The sequence below is a fragment of the Pseudodesulfovibrio piezophilus C1TLV30 genome (assembly GCF_000341895.1).
Lineage (GTDB): Bacteria > Desulfobacterota > Desulfovibrionia > Desulfovibrionales > Desulfovibrionaceae > Pseudodesulfovibrio > Pseudodesulfovibrio piezophilus.
Map to the genome: position 1 here is coordinate 3,336,809 of NC_020409.1, position 16,533 is coordinate 3,353,341.

Here is a 16,533-nt window from a genome sequence, read left to right on the forward strand (position 1 = left end):
ATTCATCCTCTCTTCAAGCCTCTCAGTCGAGGCTGCCTGTACGGTAGCCCAAAAGATCGACGGAGACATGTCTGAATCCCAATAATTTCAATTTTTCATCTATTTTTTGACGTGTTTTCGTTGTTAGCATGGTGCTGATCATTTCCGGGGGAAGCTCTAATCGGGCAGTATTCCCATGGCATCGGACCCGAATTGCGGGGAACCCGTTGTGTCGTAAAAAATCTTCCGCTGTATCAATTCGTATCAAATCGGACTCTTCAACCTGGGTATCGTGGGGAATCCGCGTGAGGAGACAGGCATTGGCCGGTTTGTCCCAGGTGGGTAACCCCAGAGATCTGGAGAGGGAGCGGATTTCTGCCTTGGTCAATCCCGCTTGTCCAAGAGGACTTTCAATTCCCAACTCTTCAAGCGCCCTGAGTCCCGGACGATATTCGTAGCTATCGTCAGCATTGGTTCCGTCTAAGACATGGCTGACGCGCTCGCTTTGAGCGTGCTCCAGTAAGTGTTCGAAAAGTTCTCGCTTGCACAGATAGCATCGCTCCGCCGGATTGGTTCGTAGTTTCGGGGCTAATGGAAGGGATATGATTTGGTGGTGTATCTCAAGCCCTTTAACGACTGTGGCGACTTCTTCCATTTCCGAACGTGGGGTATATGGTGTGGAGAAAGTGGCTGCAAAGATTGAGGATGAAGGGAGTGCCTCACAGGCTGCGCGGAGAAGAAAACTGCTATCGACTCCGCCAGAATAAGCAATGAGCACTCGCTGCATAGCCTTGAGGTTGTGCAGTAATTCGTGATATTTTTCTTCAGTGGTCATGTCCGGGATTCACCCTTTGTTTTGGCAACGTCCGATTTGGGCATAGACGGCGGTCAGAGGGAGTCCTGTTTCCTTGGCTATTCTGCGGCAGTCTTCCAATTCTGGCTTGGCACGAATAATCTTGCCGTCAAGGAGGGCGTTTTTCATGGTCACGGGGCCGAGAGGCGTTTCAAGTTGTTCAAAACTGATATCGAGAACTGTTTTGTTCAAAGGAAAACTTTTGATTCCGAGGGTCGTTGTATGCAGGAAAAGCAATGTCTTGAATTTTTCCTCAGTCTCGGTGGAGCAGAGCAGTGAAAGGCTGGTTGCCGGGCGATTCTTTTTCATTTGTATGGGAGTGAAATGAACGTCCATGGCTCCAGCCTCCATGAGAATTTCCATGGTGACTCCGAGCATTTCGGCTGTCATATCGTCGATATTACACTGGAGCATACAGGCGTGTTCCTGCCGTTTCGTCTTGGGAGTCTCAACGGTTTGGGCCAGGTGGACACGGAGAACATTGGGGATGTCGGTTTCACGATGTCCGATACCGTATGCCGTCTTTTCCATGATCAATTCAGGATTTCGGGTAAATCGTGTGACCGTGCCGGACAAGATGGCAGCTCCTGTCGGAGTCGTGGTCTCTTTGTCCACTGCTCCGCGTGTCGTGGGGATGGAAGTCAGGATTTCGACTGTGGCGGGTGCCGGAACCGGAATGAGGCCGTGGGCACACCGGACAAAACCTCCACCAAGTTCGATGGGAGAGGACCAGACTTCATCTACATTCATGGCATGCAGACAAATGGCAGCCCCGACGATATCGACGATGGAGTCTGTTGCGCCAACTTCATGAAAATGGACTTCATGCAATGCCTTGCCATGAACTTTGGCTTCGGCTTCGGCAATCAGACGAAATATGGACAGGCTGGTCTGTTGTACGGCGTCAGTCAATGAACTGGCGGTGATGATCGCTTCGATATCACTGAGATTCCGGTTCGCGGGATGGTGGTGTGCCTGCAGATGAGAGTGGGCATGCCCGTTTTCATGGTTGTGATGAGGCTCATGGGAATGGGGGACGGCCTGTTCGGCATGATTCCGGGAACCGTGGCAGTGGGGAGCTGGCTCAGCGTGCATGGGGGGGGTGAGAGCTTCCTCTTTGAGCAGGACATCGACTCGCGTGCCTGTGATGCCGTTGCGCACATCTGCGGTGATTTTCAATTGGAATTCATCATCAAGGTCGAGTTTGGATAATTCTGTTCGCAGATACTCGGGATCAACGCCAAGATCGATCATCGCGCCGAGATTCATGTCTCCGCTGATTCCGGCCATGCAGTCATAGTAAAGTATCTTCAATTGGGATATCCGTGGGTTTGAGGTTGATCCCGGAAATTCGTGGTTATTTTCCGGAAGTTCAGTTCTGTCTCAGGGGCTTTATCGTACGAGTCAGGTCCGCCAGTGTCTCTGTATCCATCCGTGATGTTTCATGGCCTTGGAACCGGGAATATAGCCTGACCCTGATATTCATGTCATCCCTTGATGTCCGAGAAGAAATCGGTGTCATGAAAGTGTCTTCAAAGGATTTTCTGGGAGTGGCGGTAGGAAGTTCATGCCATGGGTGGATGACAAAATTCTGATGGCGGGGTGAAGAGGATCTTCACCCCGCTGACGAGATTGTGTGCGGGCTTATTGAGGACGTCTTTTGAAGACGATCTTGGCCTGTTCAATTCTTTCTTCCAGATCCTCGTCCTCAAGTGCTTCGGCAACCTTCTCGAGCACGTCGGGAATCCTGATTTGTTGCGGGCATTTTTCCAAACATTCACCGCAGGCGACGCATTGGGAAGCAAAGCCCGGTTCGTTTGTCCCAAGGACTCCGCTGATACTGAGTGCGTAGGAGAACTTGGCCTCATCTGCTTTGCCGAACATGGACAGCTTGTTGAACGCATCAAAGCAGTTGGGGATCATGACCCCGGCCGGGCAGGGCATACAGTAGCCGCATCCGGTGCAGCCAACCTGCATCATCGAATGATATTGTCGGCTGGCCTGATCTATAAGGTTCAACTCCTCTTCGGTCAGGGTGTTTGCTTCAGCCTGAGCAGCAATGGCGAGATTCTGTTCGATATGCTCTTCCTCGTTCATGCCGGAAAGAACCAGCGTGACTTCGGGTTGATTCCAGACCCAGCGCAGTGCCCATTCCACAGGGGTCCGTTTGACGGAAGCCGTCTCCCATATTTCGCCGATTGCAGGTGGTGGGGTGGGCAGCGCAAGGGTTCCACCGCGCAGAGGTTCCATGACTATGATACCTAAATCCCTGTCGTGGGCATATTTCAACCCTTCCTTGCCAGCCTGAAACTCCTGGTCCAGATAATTGTATTGGATTTGGCAGAATTCCCATGGGTAAGCGTCGACGATACGTTTGAAATCAGGCAGAATGCCGTGGAAGGAAAATCCTGCATTGATGATTCGGCCATCTTGTTTGGCCCTTTCCAAAAAATCCGTGACGCGCAGTGCGCTTACGCTGTCCCAGAGAGGACCGTTGAGCGCGTGGACAAGATAATAATCTATGTGGTCCGTCTGAAGCCGTTCAAGCTGGGCATTGAGTATCGTGTCCATGTCTTCATGGCTTTCGAGCAGCCAGGAAGGGAGCTTAGTGGCAACTTTGACTTTTTCCCGGTAGCCATCTTTCAAGGCTTTGCCGAGAAGCGGTTCGCTTGCACCTCCATGATAAGGCCAAGCGGTGTCAACGTAATTGACTCCCTTGTCTATGCTGCTGCGAATCTGGGCAATGGCACGCGCTTCGTCAATCTTTCCATCCGTGGAAGGTAGGCGCATACATCCAAACCCCAAAATGGAGAGTTGGTCGTCGGTTTTGGGCATTGTTCTGTATAACATGCTGGTGTCTCCTCTTCGACTGGCTTGATGATTCAAGTACGTATTTGTTTGTCGTTTTGGGTAAACTACTCGTTTCTCCGGTAATGAGAATGCATTTTTCTGCATTTTTTTTGTCAGATCCTCTCATTGTTGATTGAAACAGGTTGAATGAATCGTGCCGGAACTCTCATGATAGTGGTGTGGCCCTGAAGGCAATACGAGTGTGGATTGGAAGATGAGAGTCCAAGCCGTACATCTTATAAAGCTTGTGCGGTCGTGGTATTCTGTGTTTGTATTTTTACGAATCTTAACTCATTTTCGGAGGTGCTCTGCAATGCGTGATGTTCCAATGACAGGTGTGGAAGAAGCCATCCTGAAAAGATACAGTGTCCGTGAATTTCTTCCTGATCCGGTGACGCCCGATCAGGTGGCCGCGCTCCTTGAGGCTGCCCGGCTGGCTCCTTCCAGTCTGAATTCTCAGCCGTGGCGGTTCAAGGTTGTTCAGGATGAAGAAAACCTGGCCTGGTTCGGGACCAAGCCTGTTTCCCGGAGCCAAACATGGCTTTCCAAGGCCGGAGCGATCTTTGTATGTTGCGCTGATTTGACTGGGTATGTGCGTGACTCCCAGGCCAGTGCTTTTTTTTACCGGGAACATGATCTTATCCGTGGTGACAGTATGGATGGAATTGAAGAATATGTAGAGCGGGAAGTCCATGCCTCTGAAACCGCACGTTTTGGTGCGGCGGCGATGAACGTGGGCTTTGCCGCTTCTTTCATGATGTTGCGGGCGGTGGAAATAGGGCTTGGCTCATGTTGGATCGGGATGTTCAATGAAACGAATATCAAGGCGCATCTGGGCATTGATCCGTCCTTACGTGTTGTCGGTCTGTTGGCGGTCGGTCATCCCGCTTCGGACACGCCCTCGGTGCGCAAGCGAAAGGAACTGGATGAAATAATTTTGCGGTAATGTTGTTTTTCCGTTTTGATGAAGCTCCCCTCTCTCTCCTAAGAGGTAGGGGGCTTCTTGGTGAATATGGCCCGATGAACGGGCCTTTTTTTTTCGACTGGCAGTTCTCCCCACAAGACAGGCAGTTAGCGATGATCCTGGCGTGGGAGCGCATTGTTGCAGGCTTGCCAAGGTTGACTTGATGCCTTACTTGGCCGACGTAAGCCAATCGGGAGAGGAAAAAAATGAGCACCGGAATCCGAACCATATTGATTGACGATGAGCTGCCTGCGCAGGATGAAATGAGTTATCTCCTGTCTTCTCATGATGATATCGAAATTGTCGCCACAGCCGACAATGCAGCAGATGCTATTGAGGTCATTGGCCGTGAACACCCTGATCTGATCTTTCTCGATATTCAAATGCCGGGCAAGAATGGTTTTCATGTCCTCAAAGAGGTCATGAGTCTGGAACAACCTCCCCTGGTCGTGTTTGTCACCGCCTATGATAAATACGCCATTCGGGCTTTTGAGGAGAATGCGGTTGATTATATTCTCAAGCCCGTGTCCAGCGAACGGTTGGCAGCCAGCCTTGAGCGGGCAAGGAATCTCATGCATCCTGAAAATGTCGGTGACTCTGGTGCGGTGCTGCGAAAGCTGTTGGCAGATGTTGGTATCAAGCCGGGCATCACGCGCATCAGCGTGGAACATTCCGGACGAAATATTCTGTTGAATCCTCGTGAGGTTGTTTATTTCAACTATGAGTGCCGCCGAGTCCATGCAGGGACGAAAGCACAAGCCTATCCGTGTGCTTCCGACTTGACTCTGGATAAGCTTGAAGAAAGGTTAGGTGGTTTTCCTTTTTTCCGTGCCAACCGTTCTCAGTTGGTTAATCTGGCGCTGGTTCGAACCTATGCTCCCTGGTTCAACGGCAAGTATGTTCTGACCATGTGCGATGACGCGGAAACTGAAATTATCGTCAGCAAGGCTCGGGTTCGGGCCTTCAAGGATGCAATAGAACTGTAGGCGGATGAGCCGTGGATACATTTGAAATCATTTTGGCACTGGCGGAGCGGTTCGGTTTGATCGTGGGCGTTGTTTTCCTGTTCATGACCATTGCGCCTGTGCAGCGAATGCAGGTCGTTGGTGTCCAGTCCCGTTGGAGAACGATACTGATTACCTTGCTTTTTGGTAGTTTTGGTATTCTGGGTACTTACACAGGAAATTCGGTCTTTCAGTCCGTGGCCAATCTTCGGGCCATGGTTGTTATCACCGGTGGTTTGTTCGGTGGTCCTGTCGTTGGAATCGGAGCCGGCCTGGTGGCCGGAATCCATCGTATCAGCACGGATTTTTACGGGTTCAGTGCGTGGCCCTGTGGTATTGCCACGGCTCTGGAGGGGCTGGTGGCCGGATTGTTGAGCTTCTGGTTGCGCGACAAGGCGATGAATTGGCGTATTGCCGCATCACTGGCCATTGTGGGTGAGAGTGTCCATATGCTCCTTATTCTTATCCTTTCACGTCCTTTTGACCAAGCCGTGGAGCTGGTCAAGTTGATTGCTCCTCCTATGCTTATCGTCAATAGTGTGGGGGCCGCGCTCTTTGTCGAGTTCATCAATATATTTTCTCGTGACCGGGAGCGGCGTGAATCCCTTCATGCCCAGATTATTCTGGATATCGCCAATATGGCGGTCAGCTATTTACGGTTGGGCTTGAGTACCCAGTCCGCCGCAGCTACTGCGGAGATTATTCATCGCAGAGTGGGGGTCGCGGCTGTGGCCATTACTGATACACGCAATGTCCTGGCCCATGTCGGTGAGGGCAAGGATCATCATCTTGCCGGGCATGAGATTCGGACCAGTGCGACGCGGGATGTTCTGCGTACCGGAAAGGCCGTTTTTATTCGGGGGACGGAAGCCATCGGGTGCAATCATCAAGCATGCCCGATGACAGCGGCCATCGTTGTTCCGTTGAACAAGAATGATGAGATCATCGGAACTCTCAAGTTCTACGGGAGTGACAAACGGCCACTGAACAGTACGCTCTTCGAGGTTGCCAAAGGTCTTGGCAATCTCTTCTCCACTCAATTGGAGCTGGAGGATATTCAGATTGCCGAACAGATGCTCGCCCATGCCGAGATTCGCCGTCTTCAGGCGCAGATCAATCCGCATTTTCTTTTCAACTCCCTGAATACCATCACGTCCTTCTGCCGGACCAATTCGGAACGGGCCAGGGAACTGCTCATGGACCTATCTCTTTATATGCGCCGCAATCTTGACTTGAGCCGTGGATTTATTCCACTGAGCGAAGAATTGGAACAGGTCCGATCCTATCTTGCCATTGAAAAAGCCCGTTTCGGTGAACGTATCTCAGCTCATATGGATGTGGAAGAAGAATGCGAAACCTGGCCTATCCCACCGTTGATTATTCAACCGCTGGTGGAAAATTCCATTCGTCATGGAGTTTTGGCACGCAAACAGGGCGGAGAAGTGCGCGTGAGCGCTGTGTGTTCCGAGGATATTTTGGAGATAACCGTGGCCGATAACGGTGTGGGCATGGATGAAAACAGGCTGGCCCGTGTTTTGACCGAGGAAATAGTGGACTCCAGACATGGCGGTATCGGTCTGAGAAATTGTCTGAGCCGCCTGGAACATATCTACGGCCCGCACTATGTACCTCGTGTTGAGAGCGCCCTGGGTGTCGGGACCACCCTTGTTTTACGGATTCCCAAACGCGGGTGATTTTTTTGAGCGCCTGATTTGGCGATTCGATCCTGAAAAATGACTGTTCATTCCGAATCCGTGGATTCGGCATGGAAAATCCTCCTACAAGGTGGGCATGCCGCCATGCGGTCCAACGCTTATTCCTGGAGGATTCAAGAATGGTATTTTTCTTTGGTTGTATTGCCCTGCTGATCGTCGGCTATGTGGTATACGGCACATTTGTGGACAGAGTCTTTGCCCCCGATGAAAATCGTGTGACCCCGGCCGTCGCCATGCGGGACGGCATTGACTACATGCCTATGCCCAAGTGGAAGTTGATTTTCATTCAAGTGCTCGATATTGCAGGCATCGGGCCCATCTTCGGCCCTATTTTGGGTGCACTCTACGGCCCGGCAGCCATGGTCTGGATTGTCATAGGCTGTATTTTCGCCGGTGGAGTCCATGACTATTTCAGCGGGATGCTTTCCGTTCGCAACAAAGGCGCTTCCATACCGGAGGTAGTCGGTGAATATCTTGGAATGTCCGCTCGCCAGGTCATGCGTGTTTTTTCTTTTGTATTGCTTATGCTGGTGGGAGTTGTCTTTGTTCTCAGTCCGGCCAAGCTGCTTAACGGTTTGACCGGCATTGACACCGGGTTGATGGTTGCCGCTATATTCTTTTATTATTTCCTGGCTACCATTCTGCCTATTGATAAGATTATCGGACGTATTTATCCTTTCCTTGGTGCACTTTTGCTTTCCATGACAGTGGCATTGGTGATCGCTCTTCTGGCAAGTGGTCATGAATTGTTGCCGAATCTGGATATCATGACCAACACGCACCCCGGCGACAAGCCTTTGTGGCCTTTGCTTTTTATTACATTATCCTGTGGTGCCATTTCCGGTTTTCACTCCACGCAGTCTCCTCTGATGGCTCGCTGCATGACCAATGAACGAGAAGGGCGATCCGTTTTTTATGGTGCCATGATCATTGAAGGGATTATCGGTCTGGTCTGGTGTGCATTGGGGCTTTCCTTCTACAATTCTCCTGAAGCTTTGTCCGCTGTTATCGCTGCCGGAAGCCCTTCCGCTGTTGTGGCTGAGGTTTCCCAAAGTCTTTTGGGAAGCATCGGTGGAGGGCTTGCCATCGCTGCGGTGATCATTCTGCCGATTACCAGTGGTGATACCGCGTTTCGGTCCACCCGCCTGATCGTTGCCGAAACCTTCAAGGTCAATCAGGAAGGCGTTCCCAAGCGGTTGATGATCGCCATTCCCTTGTTTGTCATCGGGTTCATGATTTCCACTCAGAACTTCGGCACCATCTGGCGTTATTTCGGTTTTGCCAACCAGAGCCTGAGTTCCCTCGTGCTCTGGACCGCTGCCGTTTACCTTGCACAACGTGGCAAGTTGCACTGGATCGCGACTGTTCCTGCCGTTTTCATGACTGCGGTGTGCGTGACCTTTATCTGCAATGCCCAGATTGGCTTTGGGCTGGATTACACAGTCTCGGTCATCGCCGGTATTGTCGGGGCGATTGTGGCCTTTACCATCTTTATGGTGAAGTTTGTTTTTGGTGACAAGTCTGTTGCGGAGACTTCGGCTTAGATATTCTCGCTCACCTCTCTTCTCCAATACCCCTGACGCCCGTTTCATCCGAAGCGGGCGTCAGTCTTGTCTGAGGAGGGGAGTCCTTTTCTGATGAAGAGAAGCCTCTCTTCACTGAACAGATGCTGGCCCCGTTCTCTTTTCTGTGCTCATTCTTTTGTCTTTTCTTGGGGGGCTCATGGCAAGAGTCAGAAAGCCCTGCTCATCAGAGACTTTTTTTGTTTGCACAAATTTTCAGTCGGTCTTGACGTAAGATTGATGTCATGACAACAATTCTGTTTTCACTATAACAACAACGCCATGTGGAGAGTATGAGTTATCCTTATTCAACCGTATCAGTAACAGAAACCCTTGGATTTCAATTGTATCTTTCAGCCCGCTTGCTCAAGGCTCGATTCCGGCGTGCGTTGGTGGATGCCGGATGTGAATTGACACCTGAGCAACATGCGGTTCTGCGTAAATTGTGGGAGTGTGAAGGAGTTCATCTGAACGAGCTTGCCCAGAGTATCTTCAAGGATCGGCATAATACGACACGCATAGTCAAGAATCTTGAGAAGAAAGGGCTTGTATATAAGCTTCCACATGAAAAAGATGCACGACTTACCCGCTGTTTTCTGACCGAGGAAGGAAAGCAGCTCATTCCGGGACTTGTGGACATTGCTACGAGTCATCTTTCCGAAGTGTTCAAGGATATTGATGAGGAGGACAGGGTGGTCATGCAGCGAGTGCTTGGACAGTTGGTGATGACTCTGGAAAACGAAGTCGAATAATTTTTTTGTAGGACTGTTGTCTTGGCAACAGTCTGTGAAAACCTGAAAAAAGGAGAAATCCCATGCCTGACATTACCCGTGTTTTCAAAGGTCCTGAAAATGATTTTGAAGTTGAAATCGTGTATGCTGGTTCAGAGGACATATCTCCGAAGGAAGCCCATGAGTATGTGGAATATATTTTTGTGGCAAAGGGCAGTATGTCTCTCAGCAGGAGCGATCAGCCGGAGAGTGTCATTTATACTGCTCCGGCGACCGTGGAAATTCCCTGTGGAGTGGAGCACGTCATTGATGTTCGGGAAGACGGCTCCAGATTGATTGTCATTCACCCCGATCGAACGGACGTATAAGCTGGAGGATGAAATCAGAATGTCCAATGCTCATTCACGCATCCGTTCACGTCTGCAAATGTGGACACTGCTGCTGGGAAGCACCATGACGGTTATGGCCGGGGCAGTAATTGCTCCGGCTCTGCCGCAGCTGCTTGAGGTCTTTCACGATGCACCCCATGCGGAACTGGTCGTCAAGCTCCTGCTGGCGATTCATGCGCTTTTTATCGCCCTTTCTGCTCCGTTTATCGGTGGTTTCATGGATCGGTGGGGGCGCAAACCTGTACTTGTGGCATCAATCATCCTTTATGGTGTCGCCGGAAGCTCGGGCTTTTATCTGAATTCGCTGCTGGGGATATCATTGGGACGCGCTTTTCTGGGCGTTTCCGTAGCCGGTATCATGAGCGGTTTTACTACTCTTATTGGTGACTATTATAAAGGGGAAAAACTTCACAAGATCATGGGATTGCAGGCGGCTTTTGCCGGTTTTGGCGGATTGGTATTCCTGACTGTGAGCGGGGCCCTGGCCGGATTTGGTTGGAGATTGCCATTCCTTGTCTACCTCTTCGCTTTTTGCGTGCTGCCGGGAGCTCTCTTTTTCCTTTCTGATACTCCCGCGCAACAGGGAATGAATCATGAAGTGAATGAAAATATCACATTTGAAAGTGTGCGTTCCCCCCTCCTTGGTATCTGCTGTATCGCTTTTATCGGCATGATGATGTTCTATCTTGTCCCGGTTCAGCTTCCTTATCTTCTTCATGACATGCCGGGTGTCAGTTCCATGCAGGTCGGACTCGCTATCGGGATCATGAATCTGGTGGGTGCATTGAGTTCCACTCAGTTCAAAAAAGTCAAGGAGCGCTTCTCGCATCAGCAGATAGTCGCTTTGTTCGCCCTGTTTATGGGGGGAGGCTATGGGCTTCTTGGGTTGGCACAATCCTATGGTGTTGTCGTGATCGGACTTGTCATCAGCGGGATAGGATTCGGCCTGCTCATGCCCAATGTCAATGTATGGGTTGTTTCGCTGGTACCCCAGTCCTTGCGCGGTCAATCCGTGGGATGGCTGACGACATTTTTTCTGCTGGGGCAGTGTGTTTCTCCGCTTCTGGCAGAGCCATTTGTCAAGGGGGTTGGAATTCAGGCTGTCTATGGGGGAGCCTGTGGCATCCTTTTATGTATGGCCCTCTTCTTTGTCTGGTTTGCCAGGCGCAATTAGGGGCCGGGGTATGCGAACCCTGTTCTCGCGGCCATAAGAGCATCTCCATTCGATTGATCGTATCGCTCTGTATTAAAAAGAAAAATAAGAAATCTTCCAAGAATTCTTCAAGCAATTGTAACATTCCGATGTTGCACTAAATCGTGTAAGGCTATAACACGCGTTTAAATTGGCTATTCGTCTTGTCTTTTTAACGGAGTGAGATCATGAAAAAAATCCTCGTATTCGCTATTCTGGCTATGTTCGCCTTGGCAGGAACGGCCCAGGCAGAAACCTTGAAACTCTTGACTTGGAAAGGGTATGCTCCGCAAAAGCTGATTGATACCTTTGAAAAGGAAACCGGCATCAAGGTCGAAGTCACTTTTTCCAACAACGAAGAAATGATCGCCAAACTGCGGGCAACTCGCGGTGCTGGGTTTGATCTGGCACAGCCTTCTCAGGACCGTATTTCCTCAGTGCAGGAAAAATATCATCTTTATCAAGCCGTTGATTACTCGAAGATCGAATCGGGACTTTTTATTCCGTCCATGCTGGATGCCGTGAAAAAGAATACCCAGGTGGGGAGCGATTCCTATGCCGCCCCGTTCTGTTGGGGAACATCCGGACTGATCGTCAACAGCGACAAAGCTGCGGATGCAGATTCTTTCAAGGCGTTGATCGATCCCAAGTACCAGGGACGTGTGAGCTACCGTCTCAAGAGACCGACCCTTATCGCCATGGGGTTTGCTTTGGGCTATGATCCTTTTGCCCTGTATGGGGATGTCAAAGCGTATAAGGCTATGCTTGATGATATCGCCGATACCCTGATCAAGGCCAAGCCAGTTGTGAAGAATTATTGGGCCAACGGTGATTCCATGCTTGAATCCATGCGCTCCGGCGAAGTTTTCGTGGCCATGGCCTGGGATGCCGGCGGATGGAAATTGCACGGAGAGAATAAGGCTATCGATTTTAAGGCTCCCAAAGAGGGGGCATTGGGCTGGATTGATACCTTTGCCATTCCTGCCAAAGCCAAGAATGTTGATGCCGCCTACAAGTGGATCAATTTTATCATGAAGCCCGAAAATGCCGGATATTTCTCTTCTCAGGAGAAGTATGCCACTGCATCCAATGGTGCCTTGAAGTACACAGATGAAGCCGTGGCAGCCAACTTCGCCCGTGCTTTTCCGCAGGATGTCATTGACAACATTAAATGGTATCCGCCTGTTCCGGCCAAGTTGGAAAGTCTGGAAGGCAAGATTCTTGACAAGATCAAGGCTGCCAACTAGCCCTGAATTGCTTGCTGTCAAAAACAGAAGGCGGGAGGTCGAAACGATCTTCCGCCTTATTCTCATCATTCAACAGATCAAGTAGCTATGACCAACGACCTTTCTATCCGCAACATGGTGAAGTGTTTCGGCGATTTTACCGCCGTGGACGATGTGACCTTTGATGTTCCCACCGGGTCCTTTTTTTCCATCCTCGGGCCATCCGGGTGTGGCAAAACGACATTGCTGCGCATGATTGCGGGCTTTGAGGAACCGACATCCGGGGTTCTTGAGATTCGGGGTCGGGATATGCTCGGAGTCCCGCCAAACCGTCGTCCGGTCAACCTCGTTTTTCAGCATCTCGCCTTGTTCCCCATGATGAATGTGGCCGAAAATATCGCTTTCGGTCTCAAGCGCCGTGGGGTCGGTTCGGCCGAAATACGAAAAAAGACCCAACAAATTTTGGAGCGTGTGGGGCTGCCTGGGTTCGGTGAAAAGGGTATCAATCAACTCTCTGGTGGACAAAAACAGCGTGTGGCCATTGCCCGGTGTCTGGTGCTGGAGCCGTCCGTGCTCCTGCTTGATGAGCCTTTGGGAGCACTGGATCTCAAATTGCGCGATCAAATGAAAGTCGAGTTGAAGAAGCTTCAGGCCAAGGTCGGAACAACGTTCATATACATTACACATGATCAGTCCGAAGCTCTGGTCATGTCCGACCGTGTGGCGGTCATGAACAACGGGCGATTTGAGCAAATCGGCACACCGCAGGAGTTGTATGGTCAGCCAAAGACTCCTTTCGTCGCCCAGTTTGTCGGTGACAATAACAGGTGGAGCGGGCGGATAACCGAAAGTATCGGGGATGAAGTCATGCTCTCCACGGATGAAGGGTATACATTTCGAACAAGGATTCATGCTTCCTGTAGAAGTGGGGCGCGAGTGAATTTGTTCCTGCGGCCAGAGGCCATGCGGATAGAACCGAGAGACCGGGATGGTTTGAATATTTTCGGTGTGACCGTCAAGGGAATTCTTTTTGATGGTGCGAACAGCCGCCTTTTGACAGTGACCAAGGAAGAACATGAACTGATTGTGACTCTGCCGCAGAATCGAAAATTCGATCATATTGTTGCGGGGGACAAAATTACAGTGGGCTGGCATCCCGAAGCTGGTATCTGTTTTGGAGCGGAGGGGTAGATGAAAAGTTCCCGTCTCGCGCTTTGGGTCTTTCTTGGGCCAGTCCTGATTTGGTTGGTGCTCTTGATCGTCCTGCCTCATCTTGATCTGCTGACGATGAGCTTCAGGGGGGAGAACGACTTTGGTGATCCTGTCTGGACGTTCCAGAACTACACGAATTTTTTCACTGAGCCGATTTATTGGCTGACGTTTGTCCGAACAGCGCTGTATGCAGTCGTAACGACTTTTATTTCATTCCTGCTCGCCATGCCGGTTTCCTTCTATATCGCCAAGTTGGCTCGCACCAGAGTGCAGGGTGCGCTCATGATCCTGCTTCTGCTTCCCTTCTGGGTCAGTGAGTTGGTGCGGATCTATGGGTGGATGATCCTGCTGCGTGAATCCGGGGTGCTCAATTTCTTCATGCTCAAGCTGGGGATCATCGATGCACCCATTGAAATGCTTTACAATGACGCCACCATGATCATGGGGTTGGTTTACACTTCCATGCTGTTCATGGTTGTTCCTCTGGTCTCGGTCATGGAAAGCTTGGACGACAGTCTTATCGAGGCCGCCCATGATCTGGGAGCCGGGCACCTCTCCATCTGGCGAACTATTATTCTGCCTCACTGTAAACCCGGTATCACTTCCGGGTCTATTGTCGTATTCATGTTGGCGCTGGGTAATTACCTGACACCGAATCTTATGGGAGGGAAAAACTCCCTTTGGTTCACCGAGCAGATTTACAACCAGTTCATTGCCAGCTTCAACTGGAATCAGGGGTCAGCGTTCGGCTTCCTGCTGCTGGTGTTGAGTTCCCTGATCATTTGGCTGGGACTGAAACTGACAGGCCAGAAATTGGGGGAGGTTGCGTCATGATTCGTTCTTTACCCAGGAGCAAGACCTATGACTGGTCTTTCAATCTCTTCATTCTTGTCTACTTTCTCTTCCTGTTCGCTCCGCTGGTTGTCACCTGCGTCTTGGCATTCAACAACTCGGATTTCCCTTCATTGCCATGGCAGGGGTTCAGTCTGGACTGGTTTTTTTCCACCGGTCCCGAACGAATCGGATTGTTTCATGATGAGCAGAATCTGCGTTCCATCGTGACCAGTTTTGAGACGGCATTTTTCGTCTCTATCCTGAGCGTGATTGTGGGGACATGCGCTAGTTTCCTTTTCGAAAAGGAAGACTTTCGGTTCAAGGGGGTACTGTACCTGTTGATGCTCGCGCCCTTGGTCATTCCGGGTGTGATTCTTGGGATCTCTCTTCTTCTCGCTGCCAATTCCGCTGGGACGTATTTTGACGAAACCTTTGGGCTGGATTTCGACTTGTTCCGCCCCAGCTTCTGGCTGGTGGTGCTTGGGCAGTTCTCATTTATTACCACGTTTGTGACGCTGGTTGTTTCGGCCCGATTGCGCAAATTTGATATATCTCTGGAGGAAGCCGCTTTGAATCTTGGGGCGACACATTTTGGAGTGATCTGGCATATCACCCTGAAGTTCCTTCGTCCGGCCATTGTTGGAGCCGGGGCTGTAGCTTTTCTCATGAGTTTCGAAAATTTCAATACCAGTCTTTTTCTTGTGGGGTCCGAGCCGACTCTGCCGATCAACCTGTATTTGCAGGTGCGCGACGGGAGCACTCCGGTCATCAATGCGGTTTCACTCCTGTTGATCGTGGGGACTTCGATTCTGGCTTTGGTCAATCTCTATTTTACCAAAAGAGAGGACTAGGTGTTTTTCGACCACTTTGCAGAGACCGGCGCCGTCTGCGCGCATCGAGGCGCAAGGGCTCTTGCCCCGGAAAATACCATGCTTGCCGCTCTCTTGGGGTATGAGAGTGGTGCTGATTTCTGGGAAATGGATGTTCACAAGGTGGCGGATGGGTCTCTCGTCGTTTTTCACGATGATGTGTTGGGCCGGACGACCAATGTCGCAGAACTGGTAGATTTTACCGATCGCGCTCCGTGGCCGACTCATATGTTCACCCTGAAAGAATTGCACCGTCTGGATGCGGGGTCATGGTTCGTGCGGGACGATCCCTTTGGGACTCTTGCGGACGGGCAGGTTGCAGGAGAGCAACTTGATGCCATGCACGGGCTGAAAATTCCCACTTTGCGTGAAACGCTGGAATTCACCCGTTTGCATGATCTGCCCATGAATATAGAAATCAAGGATCAGGTACAGGCTCCAGGAGACCTCTCCATAGTTGATGATATTCTCGGAGAAATTCGGGAATCAAACACAGCCGATCTCATCCTTATATCGTCATTCAACCATGAATATCTTGTCAGGATGCAGAAAATTGCCCCGGAAATCCCCATTGCCGCCCTGGTAGAGGATTCTCATCCTGACGATCTGGTCGCATATTTGCGCCATATGGGGGCCACCGGGTACCACCCGGATAAGGATATGGTCGAGCCGGAACTCGTTCGAATGCTTGCCGGGCACACTATTCGTGTGACTCCATATACTGTCAACAACATGGATCAGGCTCTTTCATTGATTGATGCGGGGTGCTTCGGAATCACGACGGACTTCCCTCATTTGCTCCGGCAACGGCTCTCGGTCAGATAACGCCACTTCTCCTCAATTTTCTGAAGAGCAGTGTGCCGACCATGGGTGTGTTCTTGGGTATAGGAGAGAGTGTCGCAGAGAATGACCCGAGACAGTGTTCAGTTCTCCACAGATCGCACCGAGGCCTTTGCAAGGTAGACTATTTTACACTGATATATCTGATTTTTTTCGAGGGAAAACGGCTTTCTGGAGGAAGGTGCCATTTGAGATCAAGCCGTTGCCGTATGACTCCTGGATTTTTTTGTCCTCGTCTGTCTGTGATATTTGAGTGACAAGCAGAGTTAACTGTTGACTCATGACCGGATATTGGTCATGACTCAGCCCGCTT

At 50.7% G+C, this 16,533-nt stretch carries 15 protein-coding genes; 12 read left to right on the plus strand and 3 right to left on the minus strand.

The genetic code is table 11. From position 1 onward, the window contains the following. Nucleotides 1-22: 22 nt before the first annotated feature. The 3 genes from larE to BN4_RS15410 form a co-directional block, all read right to left on the minus strand. Entirely contained in the window at nucleotides 23-814 is a 792-nt protein-coding gene (larE, locus tag BN4_RS15395) for an ATP-dependent sacrificial sulfur transferase LarE (protein WP_015416340.1), read from the minus strand. Nucleotides 815-823: 9 nt separating this feature from the next. After that, nucleotides 824-2,146 carry a nickel pincer cofactor biosynthesis protein LarC gene (larC, locus tag BN4_RS15400; protein ID WP_015416341.1) on the minus strand — a complete coding sequence of 441 codons (1,323 nt, stop codon included), beginning with the start codon at nucleotides 2,144-2,146 and terminating at the stop codon, nucleotides 824-826. Nucleotides 2,147-2,476: 330 nt separating this feature from the next. Beyond that, nucleotides 2,477-3,682: an aldo/keto reductase gene (locus tag BN4_RS15410; RefSeq protein ID WP_015416342.1), complete on the minus strand. Its 1,206-nt coding sequence runs from the start codon at nucleotides 3,680-3,682 to the stop codon at nucleotides 2,477-2,479. 313 nt (nucleotides 3,683-3,995) lie between these two features. On the opposite strand from BN4_RS15410, the gene BN4_RS15415 reads away from it, so the two are divergent. The 12 genes from BN4_RS15415 (at nucleotide 3,996) to BN4_RS15475 (ending at nucleotide 16,205) form a co-directional block, all read left to right on the plus strand. Further along, a complete protein-coding gene (locus tag BN4_RS15415) occupies nucleotides 3,996-4,628 on the plus strand; it encodes a nitroreductase family protein (RefSeq protein WP_015416343.1) in 633 nt (210 codons plus the stop codon). A 224-nt stretch (nucleotides 4,629-4,852) separates the two neighbouring features. Continuing rightward, nucleotides 4,853-5,632 carry a LytR/AlgR family response regulator transcription factor gene (locus BN4_RS15425; protein ID WP_015416344.1) on the plus strand — a complete coding sequence of 260 codons (780 nt, stop codon included), beginning with the start codon at nucleotides 4,853-4,855 and terminating at the stop codon, nucleotides 5,630-5,632. A gap of 11 nt (nucleotides 5,633-5,643) precedes the next feature. Continuing rightward, entirely contained in the window at nucleotides 5,644-7,344 is a 1,701-nt protein-coding gene (locus BN4_RS15430) for a LytS/YhcK type 5TM receptor domain-containing protein (RefSeq protein ID WP_015416345.1), read from the plus strand. A gap of 140 nt (nucleotides 7,345-7,484) precedes the next feature. Then, the gene (locus BN4_RS15435) at nucleotides 7,485-8,909 is read left to right on the plus strand and encodes a carbon starvation CstA family protein (protein ID WP_015416346.1); all 1,425 of its coding nucleotides are present in this window, start codon (nucleotides 7,485-7,487) and stop codon (nucleotides 8,907-8,909) included. Between the two features lie 311 nt (nucleotides 8,910-9,220). Continuing rightward, nucleotides 9,221-9,679: a MarR family winged helix-turn-helix transcriptional regulator gene (locus BN4_RS15440; RefSeq protein WP_015416347.1), complete on the plus strand. Its 459-nt coding sequence runs from the start codon at nucleotides 9,221-9,223 to the stop codon at nucleotides 9,677-9,679. Nucleotides 9,680-9,741: 62 nt separating this feature from the next. Further along, nucleotides 9,742-10,026: a hypothetical protein gene (locus tag BN4_RS15445; protein WP_015416348.1), complete on the plus strand. Its 285-nt coding sequence runs from the start codon at nucleotides 9,742-9,744 to the stop codon at nucleotides 10,024-10,026. A 19-nt stretch (nucleotides 10,027-10,045) separates the two neighbouring features. Beyond that, on the plus strand, nucleotides 10,046-11,221 hold the full coding sequence (locus tag BN4_RS15450) for an MFS transporter (RefSeq protein ID WP_015416349.1): 1,176 nt from the start codon (nucleotides 10,046-10,048) through the stop codon (nucleotides 11,219-11,221). Between the two features lie 206 nt (nucleotides 11,222-11,427). Next, nucleotides 11,428-12,486 (plus strand): extracellular solute-binding protein, encoded by a 1,059-nt coding sequence (locus BN4_RS15455; protein ID WP_015416350.1) that lies wholly within the window; start codon nucleotides 11,428-11,430, stop codon nucleotides 12,484-12,486. A gap of 87 nt (nucleotides 12,487-12,573) precedes the next feature. Further along, nucleotides 12,574-13,656, plus strand: a complete 1,083-nt coding sequence (locus BN4_RS15460; protein ID WP_015416351.1) for an ABC transporter ATP-binding protein — start codon at nucleotides 12,574-12,576, stop codon at nucleotides 13,654-13,656. After that, the gene (locus BN4_RS15465; protein ID WP_015416352.1) at nucleotides 13,657-14,511 is read left to right on the plus strand and encodes an ABC transporter permease; all 855 of its coding nucleotides are present in this window, start codon (nucleotides 13,657-13,659) and stop codon (nucleotides 14,509-14,511) included. It abuts the gene before it with no gap. Continuing rightward, the gene (locus BN4_RS15470; protein ID WP_015416353.1) at nucleotides 14,508-15,362 is read left to right on the plus strand and encodes an ABC transporter permease; all 855 of its coding nucleotides are present in this window, start codon (nucleotides 14,508-14,510) and stop codon (nucleotides 15,360-15,362) included. The genes BN4_RS15465 and BN4_RS15470 overlap by 4 nt, the downstream gene beginning before the upstream one ends. Continuing rightward, on the plus strand, nucleotides 15,363-16,205 hold the full coding sequence (locus tag BN4_RS15475) for a glycerophosphodiester phosphodiesterase (protein ID WP_015416354.1): 843 nt from the start codon (nucleotides 15,363-15,365) through the stop codon (nucleotides 16,203-16,205). The last annotated feature ends 328 nt before the right edge of the window (nucleotides 16,206-16,533 follow it).